Consider the following 17,267-nt stretch of genomic DNA (forward strand, 5'->3'; position numbering starts at 1 on the left):
CTTAAGCCTTCGGCTGGAAGTTCGGGTGGATGACGGCGCCGTCTTTCGTGAGCGCGGTCGCCTTGACCAGTTCGTCGTCCCAGTTCACGGCGAGCTTCTTCTCCGTCTTGTCGACCATGGTCTCGATGAAGGAGAACAGATTGCGCGCGTAGAGGCTGGAGGCCGAGGCCGCGACGCGGCCGGCGACGTTGGTGTAGCCGACGATCTTGATGCCATCGAGGTCGACGACCTCGCCGGCCTTGGCGCCTTCGACATTGCCGCCGCGCTCGACGGCGAGATCGACCAGCACCGAGCCCGGCTTCATCGACTTGACCATCTCGCCGGAGACGAGCTTCGGCGCGGGCCGGCCCGGGATCAGCGCCGTGGTGATCACGATGTCCTGCTTCTTGATGTGCTCGGCGGTGAGCGCGGCCTGCTTGGCCTGGTATTCCCTAGACATCTCCTTGGCGTAGCCGCCGGCGGTCTGCGCGTTCTTGAACTCCTCGTCCTCGACGGCGAGGAATTTCGCGCCGAGCGATTCGACCTGCTCTTTAGTCGCGGGCCGCACGTCGGTCGCGGTCACGATGGCGCCGAGACGGCGCGCGGTCGCGATCGCCTGGAGGCCGGCGACGCCGACGCCCATCACGAACACTTTCGCCGCAGGCACGGTGCCGGCAGCGGTCATCATCATCGGGAAGGCGCGGCCGAACGCCTCGGCGCCCTCGATCACGGCGCGGTAACCGGCGAGGTTCGCCTGCGAGGACAGCACGTCCATCACCTGCGCGCGCGTGATGCGCGGCATCAATTCCATCGCGAAGGCGGAAACGCCGGCATCGGCGATCGTCTTCAGCGCGGCCTCGTTGCCATAGGGGTCCATGATGGCGATGACGAGCGCGCCGCGCTTGTACTGCGCGAGCTCGGAGGGTTCAGGACGCTTCACCTTGATGATGATGTCGGCATCCTTCAGCGCATCTGCGCTGACGGTGGCACCTACCGCGGTGAATTCGGAATCCGGCAGGCCCGATTTGAGGCCGGCGCCCGGCTCGACGGCGATCTCGGCGCCCAGCGCCTTGAACTTCTTCACCGTATCGGGCGAAGCGGCGACTCGCGGCTCGAGCGGATCGATTTCCTTGGCAACGGCGATCTTCATAGGTCCTCCGGCGGCGCGGGACAGCGCGCGCGCAAACTAAGCGTTACTCCCGCGGCGTTCGATACCGGTTTTGGCACCGGCTTGGATGCAAATATTCTGGGCAGCTGCTGCCGCTGGCGTGTGCAGCTGCCGACAGATCAGGTCAGGAAGACCGCCATCAGGATCACGATGAGCGCGACCGAGACCGTGCCGTACTTCACCAGCTTGATGAAGCCCTCGTAGGTCTGCTCGTGGGCAACGTAGTCGTTGCCGTCGGCGGTGCTGTACGCCACTTCGCTATGATCAGCCATGGATTGTCCCCAGTCGAAAGTCGAATTCTTGGGCTGGGATACCTGAAACCTTCGAGCAGGGCAACGGCGCTGGGCAGCGGTTTTCCCGCAAATCGGCTCATTTGGAATCCCAATTGTCGCGGATCCAACGCGTCAGGTTCTCCTCGCTGACCTCGCCGGCAGCGAGCGACAGGATGATGGCTGCCGCTTCAGCCTCGGGTACAACGAATTCGATGCCGTTAACGCCGAGAAACGTGTACAGCGCCAGCAGCGACGTGCGCTTATTGCCGTCGACGAACGGATGGTTGCGCGCGATGCCGAAGGCGTACGCCGCCGCCAATTCGGGAAGATCGGCGCTCTCGTAAGACCATTTGTTTCTGGGCCGATCGAGCGCGGATTCGAGCATGCCTTCATCTCGAAGGCCGCTTGCGCCGCCATGGATCGCCAGTTGTTCGTGGTGGATCGCAATGATGATCCGACGCGTCAGCCAGAACGGCTCATTCACTTGGCAAGCTCGGCGAGAGCGTTGTGATAACGCTTCATGCCTCGCCGTGCGACTTCCATTGCTTTTTCGAAGTCAGGATCATGCGGCGTCAGCAACACGCCACCGTCCGATTGCTCGACCGGAAACAGCCTGTCACCCTCTTTGAGATTCAGACGACCCGCGAGCTCCTTCGGCAGGATAACGCCGATCGAATTGCCTATCTTGCGCACCTGAAGCACGGTGGATTCGTTCTTCAAGTCCTTCGAGCTCGCGTTCTCGTTCATGGCAGCACCTCGTTATACATCTGTATAACACGACCCACCCAATTGTTCAACAAATGTTTTACGGTCCTACACTCAGCCCCTCGAGCTCGTCGATCATCCCGGCGATGACACTCAGGCCGCCGTCCCAGAACTTCGGGTCCTTGGCATCGAGCCCGAACGGCCGCAGCAACTCGGAATAATGCTTGGTGCCGCCGGCGGCTAGCATGTCGAGATAACGCTCGGCAAAGCCCTCGTTCGCGTTCTCGTAGACCGCGTAGAGCGAATTCACGAGGCAATCGCCGAACGCGTAGGCGTAAACGTAGAACGGCGAATGGATGAAGTGCGGGATGTACATCCAGTAGTTCTCATAGCCCGCCTTGATCTCGATCGCCGGACCCAGGCTCTCGCCTTGCACCGACAGCCAGATCTCGCCGAGCCTCGTCGCGGTGAGCTCGCCGTTCTTGCGCTCGGTGTGGACCGCGCGCTCGAACGAGTAGAACGCGATCTGCCGCACCACGGTGTTGATCATGTCCTCGACCTTGCCGGCGAGCAGCGCCTGGCGCTGTTTTGCATTTTTGGTCTGGGCAAGGAGCCGCCTGAACGTGAGCATCTCGCCAAACACACTGGCGGTCTCGGCCAGCGTCAGCGGCGTCGGCGCCATCAGCGCACCGTTCTTCGCCGCCAGCACCTGATGCACGCCATGGCCGAGCTCGTGGGCGAGCGTCATCACGTCACGCGGCTTGCCCTGGTAGTTCATCAGGACATAGGGATGCGCCGACGGGGTGGTCGGATGCGAGAACGCGCCCGGCGCCTTGCCCGGCCGCACCGGCGCGTCGATCCAGCGATCGGTGAAGAAGCGCTCGGCGATATCGGCCATTTTGGGCGAGAAGCCGCGATAGGCCGTCAGCACCATGTTGCGCGCGTCGGGCCAGCCGATGGTATCGGTCGCGGCAAAGGGCAGCGGCGCGTTGCGATCCCAATAAGCCAGCCGCTTCTTGCCGAACCACTTCGCCTTCAACGCATAATAGCGATGCGACAGCTTCGGATAGGCCGCCCGCACCGAGGCGACCAGCGCATCCACCACTTCGCGCTCGACACGGTTGTTCAGATGGCGGGAATCCGCGACGTCCTGAAAACCGCGCCAGCGGTCGGAGATGTCCTTGTCCTTGGCGAGCGTGTTGGTGATCAGCGCAAAGGTGCGCTCATTGGCCTTGAAGGTTTTTGCCAGTGCCTCGGCTGCGCTCTTGCGCTTGGCGCCGTCGCGGTCCTGCAACAGATTGAGCGTCGGCTCGATCGCCAACTCCTTGGCCCCGACCTTGAAGCGCAGTCCGGAGATGGTCTGGTCGAACAGCCGATTGAAGGCGGAATAGCCGGTCTGCGCCTTCTCCAGGAAAAGCTGCTCGAGCTTGTCGTCGAGCTGATACGGCTTCTCCTTGCGCAGATCCTCGATCCAGGGACGGTAGTGCGCGAGCTCGGGCGCCTGCATGGCCCGGTTCAAAATATCGTCATCGATGCGATTGAGTTCGAGCGCAAAGAACAGCAAATGCGTGGACGCCGCCGTCAGCCGCTCCGACACATCGCCGTAAAACTTTGAAATCGCAGGGTCCACGCTGTCGCCGGCGTGGACGAGCCCGGCATAGGAACCGAGCCGGCCGGCAAGATCGTCGATTGCCTCATAGCGTCGCACGGCTTTCGCGAGCCATTTTCCGCCATCTTCGTTTGCTGTCCCTGTCGCCAGCTTGCCCTTGTAGTCCGTCTCGAACGCGACGCAGTCGGCATCCATCGTTTCGAGATCGCGCGCCACTTCCGGCGCATCGATCCCGGAATAGAGATCGGCGAGGTTCCACTCCGGAAGCTTGCCGGTCTTGCTCGCAGGCTTTGCGAGCGGCGTTTTGGAGGACTTTGCCTTGGCGGCGGATTTCTTGGCGGCGGATTTCTTGGCGGCGGATGTTCTGGCGGCGGATGTTTTGGCGGCAGGCTTGCGGAGAGCAGTCTTGGAGCGCGAATTCATTGTGTGGGAAACCTGTGTTCAACAAGCGCGACGGCGGGCGGGGGCATCAAGGTTTAAGAGTGCGTTAATCGGCTTCGGCCAGAGTGCCCCGATTCGAGACAGATAGTAGTAGCGTGCGGGGAACACCATGGCTGCCAGTATTTTGATCGCTGACGACGACGCCGTAGCCCGCCGGCTGGTCGAGAACATGGTGCAGAAATGCGGCTATGAGACGGTCGTCGTGGACTCCGGTGACGCCGCGATCGCCGCCCTTACCGCTCCCGACGCGCCGGCCATCGACGCCGTCATCCTCGATCTCGTGATGCCCGGCCTCGACGGCATGGGCGTGCTGGCGAAAATCCGCGAAGCGGGCCTCAGCGTCCCCGTCATCGTGCAGACCGCCCATGGCGGCATCGACAACGTGATCTCGGCGATGCGCGCCGGCGCGGCCGATTTCGTGGTCAAGCCGGTCGGTGTGGAGCGGCTCCAGGTCTCGCTGCGCAACGCGCTCAACGCCTCCGCGCTCAAGGGCGAATTACAGCGCATCCGGCACAGCCGCGAGGGCCGGCTGACCTTCTCCGACATCATCACCCGCGCCGAGGCGATGGCACCCGTGATGCGCGCCGCGCAGAAGGCGGCGAACTCGGCGATTCCCGTTCTGATCGAAGGCGAGTCCGGCGTCGGCAAGGAGATGTTCGCGCGCGCGATCCATGGCAGCGGCGAGCGCAAGGCCAAGCCCTTCGTCGCCGTCAATTGCGGCGCGATCCCCGACAACCTCGTCGAGTCCATTCTGTTCGGCCACGAGAAGGGCGCCTTCACCGGCGCGACCGAGCGGCACATGGGCAAGTTCGTCGAGGCCCATGGCGGCACGCTGTTTCTGGACGAGGTCAGCGAGCTGCCGCTGACTGCGCAGGTCAAGCTGCTGCGCGCGCTCCAGGAAGGCGCGGTCGAGGCGGTCGGCGGCCGCAAGCCCGTCAAGGTCGACGTCCGCATCGTCTCGGCAACCAATCGCCGGCTGCTGGAGCGGGTGAAACAAGGACACTTCCGGGAAGACCTGTTCTATCGCCTGCACGTCCTGCCGCTGACGATCCCCTCGCTCCGGGCGCGGCGCGAGGACATCCCCCATCTGCTCCGGCATTTCCTGGCGCGGTTTGCCGCCGAGGAGAACCGCGCGATCACCGGCATCAGCGGCGAAGCCATGGCCCATCTTGCCCAGCTCGACTGGCCCGGCAACATCCGCCAGCTCGAGAACGCGGTCTACCGCGCCGTGGTGATGAGCGACGGCGACCAGCTCGGCCTCGGCGACTTCCCTCTGCTCGCTTCGCAGCCGCATCCCGTGACCGAGATTCCGACCGCCCCGCTGATGCTCGAGCCGGCGGCGACGCCGTCGGTGGTATCAGGTAATGAAATACCGATCGCGCCGCTCCCGGCGGTGGGCACGCTCGCCCTGCTCACCGCGACCGGCGATGTCCGCTCGCTGGAGGACATGGAGAACGAGATCATCCGCTTCGCGATCTCGCACTACCGCGGCCAGATGTCCGAGGTGGCTCGCCGCCTCAAAATCGGCCGGTCCACCCTCTACCGCAAACTCGACGAGGCCGGGGTTCCCGGACATGGCGGGAAAAGCGGCGAGGAGACGCACTGAGCATCATGCGAACGAGGGTTCGCGCGGCGATGCGGGAGCGGCTGTAAGCCGTTCGCACGACGACAGAATTCGACTGCTTCTTGAACCGTGACTTGGAAGTGACAGACACAGGGAAAAGCGCGCTGTGCAGGCGCACAATCCGTTGCCAAGAGGCTCCCTTGAAGTCAGTTTGGCGTGAGTTGTCCCGGTTAGCGCTGGCTGCAAAACCGGGGCCTGTATATCGTCTGCGTATGAATCGTTGCGTGCAGGCGTGCAACTTTCGAGAGGCCGGCGCGATTTAGCCGAAGCTCAATAGGCGATAACAAAGCTGTTCCACGAGGGACAGTTCACCCGAGGGGTGCGACACAATGCGTGACTGTTTGAACCACCGTGCGGGCTTCGACCGTGTCTTGATGACGGTCGCGGCGACCTTCCTCACGGTGTCGGCCAGCTCAGCCCTGGCGCAGGATCAGGCGCGCAGCAGCGCTGCCGAGCTCGCGATCGAAGCCGCGATCCCGCGCCCCGAGCCGGCCAACGTCCCGCCCCCGACCGCCTCCGATATCAAGCTCGACACCACCGCCACGGTGCAGGATTCCGCCAAGGAGCCGGCACAGGCGCCCGTGAAGGCTGACATCGCACCGGCCCCGAACAAGGTCGAGACCAAGCCTTCCGACGTCGCCACCACGCCCGCCGCCGAGGCGCCGAAGGGCGAAACGGCCAATACCGAACCTGCCAAGACCGAGCCTGTGAAGACCGAGCCGGCCAAGGCAGACACCGCCATGCCGGCTGCGCCTGCGGCACCGGCCACGGCTGCGGCCCCTACCGTTGAGCCCGTGAAGGCCGCGAGCAATGTTCCCGCCGCCGACCAGCCGGTCGCCGACAAGCTCAAGGACATCATCGGCGCCAAGACCTCGCGCCATTTCGATCGCAAGAACGAGCGCGCGGCGATCGAGAAGTTTTATGGCGCACGCGACTTCGCGCCGGTCTGGACGCAAGGCGGCAGCCTGACCACCGCGGCCAAGGGCGTCATCGCGCGGCTGAAGGACGCGGCGTCCGACGGCCTCAATCCCGCCGACTATCCGGTGCCGGACTTCGCCAGCGCCACCACGCCCGATGCGCTGGCCGATGCCGAGCTCAAGCTCACCGCCAGCATGTTCGACTATGCGCGCCAGGCCCAGAGCGGCCGCATGCATTGGTCGCAGGTCAGCGGCGACATCCTCTATCCCGAGCATCCGGTCGACCCGAACGAGGTGCTCGCCAAGGTCACGACCGCGACGGACGCCTCCGCTGCGCTCGACAGCTACAATCCGCCCCACAAGCTCTACAAGGAGCTGAAGGCCAAGCTCGCGGAGCTTCGTGGTCAGGGCAGCGGCCCGGTGATCGAGATCGCCGACGGTCCGGCGCTGAAATACACCCCGGCCAGCAAGAAGCAGGCTGAGGTCGTCGTGGAAGATGCGCGTGTGCCGCAGCTTCGCGCCAAGCTCGGCCTTGCCGAGAATGCCGGCGACACCCGCTATGACGCAGCGGTCGCCGACGCCGTGCGAAAATTCCAGAGCGGCGCCGAGATGAAGGTGACCGGCGTCCTCGACGACAAGACGGTCAAGGCGCTCAACACCCCCAAGCGCGACAAGCAGATCGACGTGGTGCTGGTGAACATGGAGCGCTGGCGCTGGCTGCCGCGCGATCTCGGCGCGCCCGCGCTGGGCGATGCCTATGTGATCCTCAACATTCCCGACTACACGCTGAAGGTGATGCAGCGCGGCCAGCAGGTCTGGACCACCCGCGTCGTCACCGGCAAGCCGGGCACGCATGCGACCCCGCTGCTGACCGAGACGATGAAGTACATCACGGTCAATCCGACCTGGAACGTGCCGCCGTCGATCGTCTACAACGAGTATCTGCCGGCGTTGCAGCAGGACCCGACCGTGCTGCAGCGCATGGGCCTCAAGCTCGAACAGAACCGCGACGGCTCGGTGCACATCTCGCAGCCGCCCGGTGAAGCCAACGCGCTCGGCCGCATCCGCTTCAACTTCCCGAACAAGTTCCTGGTCTATCAGCACGACACGCCGGACAAGAACCTGTTCGCCAGGGAAGATCGCGCCTTCAGCCATGGCTGCATGCGCGTGCAGAACCCGGATCAGTACGCGTCCGTACTGCTCAACATCACCATGCCGAACGAGAAGTACACGCCCGAGCGCGTGCGCAGCATGTACGGCAAGAGCGAGATCGACCTGAAATTCCCGACTCCGGTCCCGGTCAACATCACCTATCAGACCGCCTTCGTGGACGATGCCGGCAAACTGCAGTTCCGCAAGGACGTCTATGGCCGCGACGCGACCATGATCAACATCCTGAAGAACAACCGCGGCAAGGATCTCGAGGCCGTCGTTGCGCACTCGCAGCCGAGCTATTCGCGCCCGGCGACGACCCTGCCCTCAGGCGTGGCCGTGGCCAACAATGGCGGTGGCTTCGGCTCGTCGGGCCCGAACTTCTTCGAACGGCTGTTCGGAGGCGGGGCGCCGACCCCGCCGCCGGCTCCGGTCGGCCGCCGGTCCCAGCAGCAGCGGGTGTTCACCCGGTAAGGCTGCGGGAGCTCAGCTTTTCGAATTCCACAACGATATCAACGGCCCCGTCCCATGGATGGGGCCGTTTAACGTTAACCATTGTCCACCCCGCTCCCGGCACCGGGCGTTTTTTTGCCACACTCAACGGGTTAGGATTGTAGCCTGACTTGGTTTGGGCGCGGGAAGGTCAACCTCGAATTAACCTTCTTGCTTTAAGAAAGCGTTCATCCTCTTTCGCACTGCTACGGGGTTGGCGGGAGAGTCCATTTTGAACGCTCGTCGACTGGGTGGGCTCATACGTGCTGACTGGTCTCGCACGCCAATTTACTGTGCTGTCGTTGTCCCATGCGGGAGTGAAGGCCGGATCCCGGATCGGCCTCGCTGCCGTATTGCTGCTTGCTGCCGCGGGTTCAGTCCACAACGCCGCCGCGCTGAGCGAAACCAAGACCCTCTCCTTCCACCACACCCATTCCGGCGAAGACCTGACCGTCACCTTCAAGCGTGATGGCCGCTATGACGAAGCGGCGCTGAAGCAGCTCAATCACTTCCTGCGCGACTGGCGCACCCAGGACGAGACGGTCATGGACCGCCGCCTCTTCGATATCCTCTGGGAAGTCTACCGCGACGTCGACGCCAAGCAGCCGATCCAGATCATCTCCTCCTACCGCTCCCCCGCCACCAACGCCATGCTCCGCCGCCGCTCCTCCGGGGTGGCGCGCTTCAGCCAGCACATGCTGGGACATGCGATGGACTTCTACATTCCGGGCGTGCCGCTGGAGCAGATCCGCTTCGCCGGCCTGCGCCTGCAGCGCGGCGGCGTCGGCTTCTACCCGACGTCGGGCTCGCCCTTCGTGCATCTGGACACCGGCAGCATCCGGCACTGGCCACGCATGACGCATGACCAGCTCGCCCGCGTCTTCCCGGACGGAAAGACGGTGCACTTGCCGACAGACGGCACCCCGCTCAAGGGCTATGAGCTCGCCAAGGCCGAGATCGAGCGCCGCGGCAATGGCGACGACTCCAGCAGCAAGCCGAACTTCTTCGCCGCTTTGTTCAAGGGCAAGTCCGCCGCTCCGGCCGCCAGCAGCGACGAGGACGACGAGGGCGCGCCCGCGCCGGCCGCCAAGCCGGCGGTGCCGACCGTGGTCGCAGCCGCAGCCAAGCCCGCCGATCCGGTGCCGACGCCGCGCGCCAAGCCGCAGATTGCCGCCGCGATCCAGCTCGCCTCGGCCGACGCACAGCTGGTCGCGCCGCCCAAGCCGAAGCCCGCGGCCGTGGCTGACAAGCCGGCACCCAAATCTGCAGAGGGCAAGCCGGAGACTCCGGCCGACATCATCAACGCCCGCGGCTTCTGGGATGATGTCCCGGCCGCGCCGCAGCAGGCGACGCCGGCGCAAATCGCTGCGCTGAAGGCCCGCCAGGCGCTCGCCTCTGCCACCGATCCGCAAGCAACCGCGAGCGTGTCCAACGCGGCCCTTCAGGCGCTGGCTTTCGCGCCGGCCGCCTCCCCGGTTGATCGCGGCAATGTCGTCGCCGCCTCCGCGCCGATCCCGCGCTCGGCCCGTCCCGCGTCACGCAGCATCGCCCAGGCGACCGAAATCAACACGGTGGTCGGCAAGAGCGTCGACGGCGCGGTCGCGACCGCGACCCGCCTCTCCGCCGCCAAGAGCGACAGCATCTGGCTCAAGATCGTGATGCTGTCGCCGAGCGCCAGCCGCGCGATGTCGGTCACGCTGATGGGCGAGCTCGATACGGCCGCGCTGCGCGGCTATTTCGTCAAGCCGCAGGCCGTGATCGCAATGGGCTTTGCCGACGACCCGATGCACGGCCTGTCCTGCGACAGTTTTTCGGGCAGCGCGACCGCGAAGCTCCAGACGACGTCGTTCGTCATGCGCACGGCCGCGCTGCGCTGAGGCGCCGAGCTACCTCCACGAATTCAGTCTCTTCGCTCCATCCAGGCCAAGAACGCCCTACCGCGCTTTCCTCGCTCGCCGGTCCAGATGATACGTCAGCGCCAGCGACAGGCAGACGGATAATTCCCGCATCGGCAGCCTGCCCACCACCGGCAACAACAGCGCCCGGGTCTGCCGGTACTCGAACCGATCGGGAAAGCGTTCGCGGAAGCTATCGATCAGCGTCGTCTTGCAATTGAACAGGATGGCGGCGTGTGCGGGGTCCTTGACGCGGCCGAGCCGGATCGTCGAGCCGCTGCCGGTCTCGTCGGTCAGATACGCCGGCTCGCCCCATTTGAGAGTCTCGGTGAGCCGGCCGACCTCTTCATACGCCGCGGCCGTCGCGAAGATCAGCGCGCGCACCTGAAGCAGCCGCTTGCCGATCGGTGCCGGCAGAGCGCCGAAGGCACGGTTCACCTCGCGCGGCAGCGGCGGCGCAGTCATTCGCGACTCCGTTCGCAAACGAAACACGCGCAATTTTTAGCCCGGATGGAGCGCGGCGCAATCCGGGATTGCTTTCACACTGCGAGAACCCGGATTTCGCTGTACTCCGGGCTGCCGCAGTCGTGCTTGAGGCGCGAACGCCTCAGAGCATGCCCAGCGCCTGCATGTAGGTCTCGAGAATCGTCTCGGCCTCGGCGCGCTCGTTGGGGTCCTGCTTGCGCATGCGCACGATGGTGCGTAGCGCCTTGACGTCGTAGCCGTTGCCTTTGCTTTCGGCATAGACGTCGCGGATGTCGTCGGAGATCGCCTTCTTCTCTTCCTCCAGCCGCTCGATGCGCTCGATGATGGATTTGAGCTGGTCCTTGGCAAATTTCGTCGCGGGCTCGTCGTCGCGGACGGCGGCGGAGGTGGCCATCTAGGTACTCCCAATGGAACTGGCAAAACGAGGTGACGCCGGCATCCCTCACCGCGCGTGCTGGTAGACCCTTAGGGTTGGTACCGACTGCGTTCAAGGCAGCATCGCGCTCGTCCACAGCGCGCCCACACCTTCCTGCGGCGAGGCCAAGAAAGCTGTTGTGTGGTGCGACTCAGGCGAGGCGCACCCGGGCCGTTCAGTGCCCGTGGGGATGGACCTTCTTCATCGTCTCGAGCTGTTCTGGCGTGGCCGTGCCCTGGTATTTCGACTTCCAGGTCTCGTAGGGCATGCCGTAGACGGCCTCCCGGCTCTCGTCCTTGCTTAAGGCGACGCCCTGGGCGTCGGCAGCTTCCTTGAGCCAGTTGGACAGGCAGTTGCGGCAGAAGCCCGCCAGATTCATCATGTCGATGTTCTGGACATCCGTCCGCGATTTCAGATGATCGACCAGACGGCGGAAAGCGGCCGCCTCGAGCTCCGTTCTGGTTTTGTCGTCGATTGCCATGGCTATGTCCCTTGATATCCCTTTGGGCCTGCCCCGATTGCGGTCACCCTTACGGGATCAGGTGGGTCCTGTCACAGATTTTGCCATATCCCGGCGCAAACCGACCCGAACCCGGCCTTGAGGCAGTTCCCCGGCCCCCTACGCCAAATCGCCAATGATCTGATATAGCTTCCGCGACAATGATCGCCGAATCTCCCCGCTACCCCCTTCGCATGCTCGCCCGGTTGGTCCCGGTGCTGGCGATTGGTCTGCTGTGCTTGTGGAGCAGCCCGGCCTCCGCCGATTTCCGTCTCTGCAACAACACGTCGAGCCGGGTCGGCATTGCGCTCGGCTACAAGGACGCCGAGGGCTGGACCACCGAGGGCTGGTGGAACATCTCGTCCCGCTCCTGCGAGACCCTGCTGCGGGGAACGTTGGTCGCCCGTTACTATTACATCTACGCCATCGACTATGACCGCGGCGGCGAGTGGTCGGGGCAGGCCTTCATGTGCTCGCGCGACAAGGAGTTCACCATCCGCGGCACCGAGGATTGCCTCGCGCGCGGCTATGACCGGACCGGCTATTTCGAGGTCGATACCGGTGAGCAGCGGGCGTGGACGGTGCAGCTCACCGATGCCAACGAACAGCCGGCGCAGCAGCGCGTACCCGGCCTCCCCGGTCCGGTTGGCCCGGGCGGGGTTCCGGGTTTGCCCAATAGCCCGCCCGGTGGTACGCCCCCCGCCCCGCCTGGCCTCCCGCCAGCTCCCTCGCCCCCGTCTGGAAATAAGCCATGAGGCGTCTTCGCCGTATCAAGATTCTCGCGACCCTGGGCCCAGCCTCTTCAGACCTCGCGATGATCCGCCGCCTGTTCGAGGCCGGCGCCGACCTATTTCGCATCAACATGAGCCACACCCCGCATGACAAGATGCGGGAGCTGGTGGCGACGATCCGCAACGTCGAGAGCAGCTATGGCCGGCCGATCGGCATCCTGGTCGACCTGCAGGGCCCGAAGCTCAGGCTCGGCTCCTTCGCCGAAGGCTCGGTGCAGCTGCAGAACGGCCAGACCTTCACGCTGGATTCCGACAAGGCCCCCGGCGACACCACGCGCGTCCACCTGCCGCATCCCGAGATCCTGGCGGCGCTGCGGCCCGGCCACGCGCTGCTGCTCGACGACGGCAAGGTGCGCCTGATCGCGGAGGAGACCTCGAAAGAGCACGCGGTGACGCGGGTCGTGGTCGGCGGCAAGATGAGCGACCGCAAGGGCGTCAGCCTGCCCGACACCGACCTGCCCGTCTCCGCCATGACCTCGAAGGACCGCGCCGACCTCGAGGCGGCGCTCGTCACCGGCATCGACTGGATCGCGCTGTCCTTCGTGCAGCGCGCCGACGACGTGATCGAAGCCAAGAAGATGATCCGCGGCCGCGCCGCGGTCATGGCCAAGATCGAGAAGCCGCAGGCGATCGACCGCCTCGCCGACATCATCGAGGCCTCCGACGCGCTGATGGTGGCGCGCGGCGACCTCGGCGTCGAATTGCCGCTCGAGCGCGTGCCGAGCCTGCAGAAGCAGATGACGCGGATGGCGCGCCGCGCCGGCAAGCCGGTGGTGATCGCAACCCAGATGCTGGAATCGATGATCCAGTCGCCGGTGCCGACCCGCGCCGAGGTCTCCGACGTCGCCACGGCCGTCTATGAGGGCGCCGACGCCATCATGCTGTCGGCGGAATCGGCGGCCGGCAAATTCCCGGTCGAGGCGGTCTCGACCATGAACCGCATCGGCGAGGAGGTCGAGCGCGACCCGATTTATCGTTCCGTGCTCACCGCACAGCGTCCCGCGCCGGAATCCACCGCGGGCGATGCCATCGCCGACGCCGCGCGGCAGATCGCCGAGACGCTCGACCTTCCCGCCCTGATCTGCTGGACCAGCTCGGGCTCGACCGCAGTGCGGGTGGCGCGCGAGCGGCCGAAGCCGCCGATCGTGGCGATCACGCCGAACATCACCGCCGGCCGACGGCTCGCGGTGGTCTGGGGCGTGCATTGCGTGGTGGCGGAAGACGCGCGCGACCAGGACGACATGGTCGGCCGCGCCGGCCAGATCGCGTTCCGGGACGGTTTCGTCCGCGCCGGCCAGCGTGTCATCATCGTCGCCGGCGTGCCGCTCGGCATCCCCGGCACCACCAACATGGTGCGCATCGCCTCGGTCGGCCCCGAGGGCGACGCGATCATGTAGGCCCGCCCGGGCACGCCAAACAAAAAGTCGAAAAACAACCCCATACACAGTAGCCGGAGGGCCCGGCGATCGTGCTGTGGTTTTGCGAAAAGGCTCGCTCAGTCAACCACCTGAGCGCCGTCAGGCCGGCCGCTTCGTGCACAGGGCGATTTTACGCCCCAACGAGCGCCTTCGCGGCCGGCAGCAGCGTCTGCTGCACCACGAGTCCCCGGGCGCGGGCGTCCATGACGCCGACCGCACGCAGCGCCAGCAGCGTCACGGTCTGCACCGCATCGCGCATCTTGACGGGATCGTCGAGATTGTCAGGCGCTAGCGGCCCGACCAGGGCCTCATGCAGCGCGCCGAGCAAGGCGGTGGCGGCGAGTGCGGTGTCCTGGGCGGGCAGGTGACCGGCACGCACCGCGGCGTCGATCCGGGCGGCAATCTCGCCGGCAATCTCCCGCCGGCTGGCAAGGCGGGAGGCGCTGACATCGACATCGACCGGTTCTGCCAGAATGCCCCAGGCCAGCCGCCGCTGCGACAGGGTGTGGACCGCCACGGTGGTGACGGCGGCCGCCAGCGCCGAGGATGGCCCCGGCGCGGCATCGGCCGCCCGGCGGATCGCCGCGAGCTCATCGCGCGAGACCTCGGCAATGAGCTCGGAGATCAGCTCGGCCTTGGAGGGGAAGTAGCGGTAGACCGTGCCGGCCGCGACATTGGCCCGGACCGCGACGGGCGCGATCTGCACCGCCGCCATCCCGCCTTCCGCTGCAGTCTCCCGTGCCGCCGTCAAGATCGCACTGCGCCGCGCCGCAAGGCGCTTCACCACTTGATGCGTCCGCCGATAAACCATGGCGCGCTTCCTGTCCCACACGCCTGCCGCACGCCCTGCGGCAAAACGCTTCGTCACGCAAAAGATGCAAATCGCCCCGCAAAGACTGAACAACTATTCAGGCGGGATGACAAGACGCAAATGAGCATCCGAAAGCCCGGCACCTCGGGAGAGCACGCGTAAGCATAATAAACGCATCCTTACGCGGGATGACCGCGGTGGATCAGTTTGGTTTACCTCAACTTAAACGCGATCATGGTGATGTGCGGATGCGCCGTCACTGCGTGGTCGATCCAACCCCGAGAGTTCAATGTCGGTTTCCCTGACAAGCAGCGCTCCCGCGCGCGGCTTAGCACGCTGGATCTTGCCGTTCTGCATCGGTGCCGGTGCCTACCTGTTCTTTCTTGGCGTCGGCGACATCATGCTGCGGGATTCCGACACGCTGTGGCAGATCAAGATCGGCCAGTGGATCCTCGAACACCGCGCGTTGCCCCACAACGACATCTATTCGTTCACGCGCGACGGCGAGCCCTGGATCTCGAGTTCCTGGCTATCGCAAGTTTTGTTCGCGCTGGTTTACGAACCGTCGAACTGGGCGGGCGTGGTTATCCTGACGTCGCTCGCGATCGGCGCGACCGCGGCGATTTTCGCGCACCTGATCGACCCCTATCTGGATCCCGCGCGCGCCTTGCTGCTCATCGCCCCAATTCTCGTGATGTCGATGGGCCATTTTTTCGCGCGCCCGCACATGCTGGCCCTGCCTGTCATGCTGGCCTTTGTCGGCGGACTGCTGGCGGCCGCCGACCGGCGCACCGCGCCATCCTGGCTGTTGCTGCCCCTGATGGCGCTGTGGGCCAATCTTCACGGCGGCTTCGTCATGGGTCTAGCGCTGATCGGAGCCGTTGGCCTCGATGCGATCGCGTCCGCCGATCGCAAGGACCGCTTTGCACTGGCCGCACGCTGGACCGTGTTCGGGCTTGCCGCGCTTGCGGCAAGCTGCTGCACGCCCTATGGCTGGAACACGCTCCTCGCGTCGACGAAAATCCTCAACCTCGGCAAGCTGCTCTCGATGATCGGGGAGTGGAGGCCAGCCGACTTCAGCTCGCTCGATCTGTTCGGAGTCAGCCTGCTCGGCTTGATCGCCATTGGCTACTACAGCGGCGTGGTGCTGACCGCGACCCGCATTCTTCTGCTGCTCGGTCTGGTCTGGGCGGCTCTCAGCCACTTCAGGAACATCGAGGTTTTTGCGCTGTTGACGCCGCTCGTGCTGTCGAAACCGTTCGCCGAACATTTTGGAATGACGAGGTCCGTTGCACCCAGGGGAACGGAAACGCGGCCCTCTTTTGCGCTGACCGCGATCGCGGCGCTCGCGATCGTCGCGGCCGGCTGGAGCATCACGCGGTCCTATGCCACACCGCACCGCTATGCCTTCATCAGCGATCCGTCTCCTGCGGCCGCGGTCGACCTGCTCGAGCGGCGGCACGCGCAGCGGATCTTCAGCACCGCGCCGATCGGCGGCTATCTGGTCACCCGCAACATCAAGACCTTCATCGACGGCCGCGCCGAACTGTATGGCGAGCAATTCGTGCTCGACTATTTCGAGGCTGTCGAAGGCAAGAACGTCGAGACCCTGCTGCGCCTGCTCGAAACCTACCGGATCGACGCGACTCTGCTGAACAGGACGGTCCCGGCATCGATGATCATGGACCATTTGCCGGGCTGGAAACGGCTCTATGCGGATGACATCGCCGTGGTCCATGTCCGCGACGACGCACCGACCAAACCCTCCGCGTCACAGTGAGGCACGAACCAAATCTCGAGCATGATCCGGATCATGCTTCAGGCTGCCAGCTCTCGCGCGCCTCGCACGGGCAGGAACGCCCGCCACACGGCTCAAGACACAAGCCGCGGGCTCGCCAAAATGAGAGCCGGACACCTGCCCGCGAAACGCCACCTCGTCCGTTAGCCGATCGGCCGGCAGCAAGCCCTCGCACAAAAGAAAAGAGCCTCGTCTTGGACGAGGCTCTCAGAATTCTCAGGTCGGCCGGCCTTACTTGAGGCTGCTCGAGATCGAGGTGAACTTGGCGTTCAGCGTGGTGCCGAGATTGTTGACGACGGTGATGATGGCCAGCGCGATGCCGGCAGCGATCAGGCCGTATTCAATGGCGGTGGCGCCGGATTCATCCTTCAGGAAACGCGCAACGAGGTTCTTCATAGAGTGCTCCAAATGAGTACACGAGGCTACAACTGATCTGGTCTTTTCGGCTTCCCAGCGCCGCCCGACCATGGAACCAAACGTAGAGGCAAAGAATTGCGCCGCAGTTAATTCGTCTGCGTAAACACCGAGCGGTTTGCGTGTATTCGCCGATGGTAAATCGAAATCTAAAACAATCCGTTAAATTGTCGGGACATGAAACCGGCGTAGCCTGCAGGTTTACCCGAAGTTATGACCGCCCGTGATCCAATGCCGCCCGCTCGGACTGGCGCGCGATGAGATGAAATCCTTCATCGCGCTTCAGGTGATTGCCTGAGCATGATCTTCTCGGAAACCGCACCTCACTTTGCGCCAACGCGGCCCGCCGGGTCCGGATCATGCCCGACCGACAAGAACAAC

At 64.8% G+C, this 17,267-nt stretch carries 16 protein-coding genes; 6 read left to right on the plus strand and 10 right to left on the minus strand.

Annotation, left to right across the window (positions count from 1 at the left end; all coding sequences use genetic code 11):
• Position 1 precedes the first annotated feature (1 nt).
• The 5 genes from XI04_RS13450 to XI04_RS13470 form a co-directional block, all read right to left on the minus strand.
• A complete protein-coding gene (locus XI04_RS13450; RefSeq protein ID WP_271623707.1) occupies positions 2-1,129 on the minus strand; it encodes a Re/Si-specific NAD(P)(+) transhydrogenase subunit alpha in 1,128 nt (375 codons plus the stop codon).
• A gap of 137 nt (positions 1,130-1,266) precedes the next feature.
• Complete coding sequence (locus XI04_RS13455) at positions 1,267-1,419, minus strand: aa3-type cytochrome c oxidase subunit IV (protein ID WP_028140297.1); 153 nt, start codon at positions 1,417-1,419, stop codon at positions 1,267-1,269.
• A gap of 97 nt (positions 1,420-1,516) precedes the next feature.
• Positions 1,517-1,903, minus strand: a complete 387-nt coding sequence (locus XI04_RS13460) for a type II toxin-antitoxin system death-on-curing family toxin (RefSeq protein ID WP_271610316.1) — start codon at positions 1,901-1,903, stop codon at positions 1,517-1,519.
• Positions 1,900-2,166, minus strand: a complete 267-nt coding sequence (locus XI04_RS13465) for an AbrB/MazE/SpoVT family DNA-binding domain-containing protein (protein ID WP_038948412.1) — start codon at positions 2,164-2,166, stop codon at positions 1,900-1,902. The genes XI04_RS13460 and XI04_RS13465 overlap by 4 nt, the downstream gene beginning before the upstream one ends.
• Positions 2,167-2,224: 58 nt before the next feature.
• Positions 2,225-4,156, minus strand: coding sequence for a M3 family oligoendopeptidase (locus XI04_RS13470; RefSeq protein ID WP_271610317.1), 1,932 nt, complete (start codon positions 4,154-4,156; stop codon positions 2,225-2,227).
• A gap of 127 nt (positions 4,157-4,283) precedes the next feature.
• Here XI04_RS13470 and XI04_RS13475 point away from each other — a divergent pair, with 127 nt between their 5' ends.
• The 3 genes from XI04_RS13475 (at position 4,284) to XI04_RS13485 (ending at position 10,236) form a co-directional block, all read left to right on the plus strand.
• Entirely contained in the window at positions 4,284-5,780 is a 1,497-nt protein-coding gene (locus tag XI04_RS13475; RefSeq protein ID WP_152102400.1) for a sigma-54-dependent transcriptional regulator, read from the plus strand.
• Between the two features lie 347 nt (positions 5,781-6,127).
• Entirely contained in the window at positions 6,128-8,341 is a 2,214-nt protein-coding gene (locus XI04_RS13480) for a L,D-transpeptidase family protein (RefSeq protein ID WP_152102399.1), read from the plus strand.
• Positions 8,342-8,610: 269 nt separating this feature from the next.
• Positions 8,611-10,236, plus strand: coding sequence for a DUF882 domain-containing protein (locus XI04_RS13485; protein ID WP_028140303.1), 1,626 nt, complete (start codon positions 8,611-8,613; stop codon positions 10,234-10,236).
• Positions 10,237-10,293: 57 nt separating this feature from the next.
• On the opposite strand, the gene XI04_RS13490 is transcribed toward XI04_RS13485, so the two are convergent.
• The 3 genes from XI04_RS13490 to XI04_RS13500 form a co-directional block, all read right to left on the minus strand.
• Positions 10,294-10,719 (minus strand): DUF1801 domain-containing protein, encoded by a 426-nt coding sequence (locus XI04_RS13490; protein WP_028140304.1) that lies wholly within the window; start codon positions 10,717-10,719, stop codon positions 10,294-10,296.
• A gap of 142 nt (positions 10,720-10,861) precedes the next feature.
• Complete coding sequence (locus tag XI04_RS13495; RefSeq protein WP_014492426.1) at positions 10,862-11,134, minus strand: DUF2312 domain-containing protein; 273 nt, start codon at positions 11,132-11,134, stop codon at positions 10,862-10,864.
• A gap of 196 nt (positions 11,135-11,330) precedes the next feature.
• Entirely contained in the window at positions 11,331-11,636 is a 306-nt protein-coding gene (locus XI04_RS13500; protein WP_018317791.1) for a DUF1244 domain-containing protein, read from the minus strand.
• Positions 11,637-11,815: 179 nt separating this feature from the next.
• Between XI04_RS13500 and XI04_RS13505 the strand changes: the two genes are divergently transcribed.
• A complete protein-coding gene (locus XI04_RS13505) occupies positions 11,816-12,409 on the plus strand; it encodes a DUF1036 domain-containing protein (RefSeq protein WP_095426669.1) in 594 nt (197 codons plus the stop codon).
• Positions 12,406-13,842 (plus strand): pyruvate kinase, encoded by a 1,437-nt coding sequence (pyk, locus tag XI04_RS13510; protein WP_018317789.1) that lies wholly within the window; start codon positions 12,406-12,408, stop codon positions 13,840-13,842. The genes XI04_RS13505 and pyk overlap by 4 nt, the downstream gene beginning before the upstream one ends.
• 151 nt (positions 13,843-13,993) lie before the next feature.
• Here the strand turns inward: pyk and XI04_RS13515 are convergent, their stop codons facing one another.
• Positions 13,994-14,674, minus strand: a complete 681-nt coding sequence (locus XI04_RS13515) for a TetR/AcrR family transcriptional regulator (protein WP_028140307.1) — start codon at positions 14,672-14,674, stop codon at positions 13,994-13,996.
• 289 nt (positions 14,675-14,963) lie between these two features.
• Between XI04_RS13515 and XI04_RS13520 the strand changes: the two genes are divergently transcribed.
• Positions 14,964-16,454, plus strand: a complete 1,491-nt coding sequence (locus XI04_RS13520; protein WP_028140308.1) for a hypothetical protein — start codon at positions 14,964-14,966, stop codon at positions 16,452-16,454.
• Positions 16,455-16,703: 249 nt separating this feature from the next.
• On the opposite strand, the gene XI04_RS13525 is transcribed toward XI04_RS13520, so the two are convergent.
• Complete coding sequence (locus XI04_RS13525) at positions 16,704-16,868, minus strand: Flp family type IVb pilin (RefSeq protein ID WP_028140309.1); 165 nt, start codon at positions 16,866-16,868, stop codon at positions 16,704-16,706.
• Positions 16,869-17,267: the final 399 nt, after the last annotated feature.

Origin of the sequence: Bradyrhizobium sp. CCBAU 11430 (assembly GCF_028128855.1) — a bacterium.
GTDB lineage: Bacteria > Pseudomonadota > Alphaproteobacteria > Rhizobiales > Xanthobacteraceae > Bradyrhizobium > Bradyrhizobium ottawaense.

Excerpts from the sequence above, each read along its gene's own strand:
- XI04_RS13450 (WP_271623707.1), bottom strand. The coding sequence starts at position 1,129 with ATGAAGATCGCCGTTGCCAAGGAAATCGATCCGCTCGAGCCGCGAGTC.
- XI04_RS13455 (WP_028140297.1), bottom strand. The coding sequence starts at position 1,419 with ATGGCTGATCATAGCGAAGTGGCGTACAGCACCGCCGACGGCAACGAC.
- XI04_RS13465 (WP_038948412.1), bottom strand. The coding sequence starts at position 2,166 with ATGAACGAGAACGCGAGCTCGAAGGACTTGAAGAACGAATCCACCGTG.
- XI04_RS13470 (WP_271610317.1), bottom strand. The coding sequence starts at position 4,156 with ATGAATTCGCGCTCCAAGACTGCTCTCCGCAAGCCTGCCGCCAAAACA.
- XI04_RS13475 (WP_152102400.1), top strand. The coding sequence starts at position 4,284 with ATGGCTGCCAGTATTTTGATCGCTGACGACGACGCCGTAGCCCGCCGG.
- XI04_RS13480 (WP_152102399.1), top strand. The coding sequence starts at position 6,128 with ATGCGTGACTGTTTGAACCACCGTGCGGGCTTCGACCGTGTCTTGATG.
- XI04_RS13490 (WP_028140304.1), bottom strand. The coding sequence starts at position 10,719 with ATGACTGCGCCGCCGCTGCCGCGCGAGGTGAACCGTGCCTTCGGCGCT.
- XI04_RS13495 (WP_014492426.1), bottom strand. The coding sequence starts at position 11,134 with ATGGCCACCTCCGCCGCCGTCCGCGACGACGAGCCCGCGACGAAATTT.
- XI04_RS13500 (WP_018317791.1), bottom strand. The coding sequence starts at position 11,636 with ATGGCAATCGACGACAAAACCAGAACGGAGCTCGAGGCGGCCGCTTTC.
- XI04_RS13505 (WP_095426669.1), top strand. The coding sequence starts at position 11,816 with ATGATCGCCGAATCTCCCCGCTACCCCCTTCGCATGCTCGCCCGGTTG.
- pyk (WP_018317789.1), top strand. The coding sequence starts at position 12,406 with ATGAGGCGTCTTCGCCGTATCAAGATTCTCGCGACCCTGGGCCCAGCC.
- XI04_RS13515 (WP_028140307.1), bottom strand. The coding sequence starts at position 14,674 with ATGGTTTATCGGCGGACGCATCAAGTGGTGAAGCGCCTTGCGGCGCGG.
- XI04_RS13520 (WP_028140308.1), top strand. The coding sequence starts at position 14,964 with ATGTCGGTTTCCCTGACAAGCAGCGCTCCCGCGCGCGGCTTAGCACGC.
- XI04_RS13525 (WP_028140309.1), bottom strand. The coding sequence starts at position 16,868 with ATGAAGAACCTCGTTGCGCGTTTCCTGAAGGATGAATCCGGCGCCACC.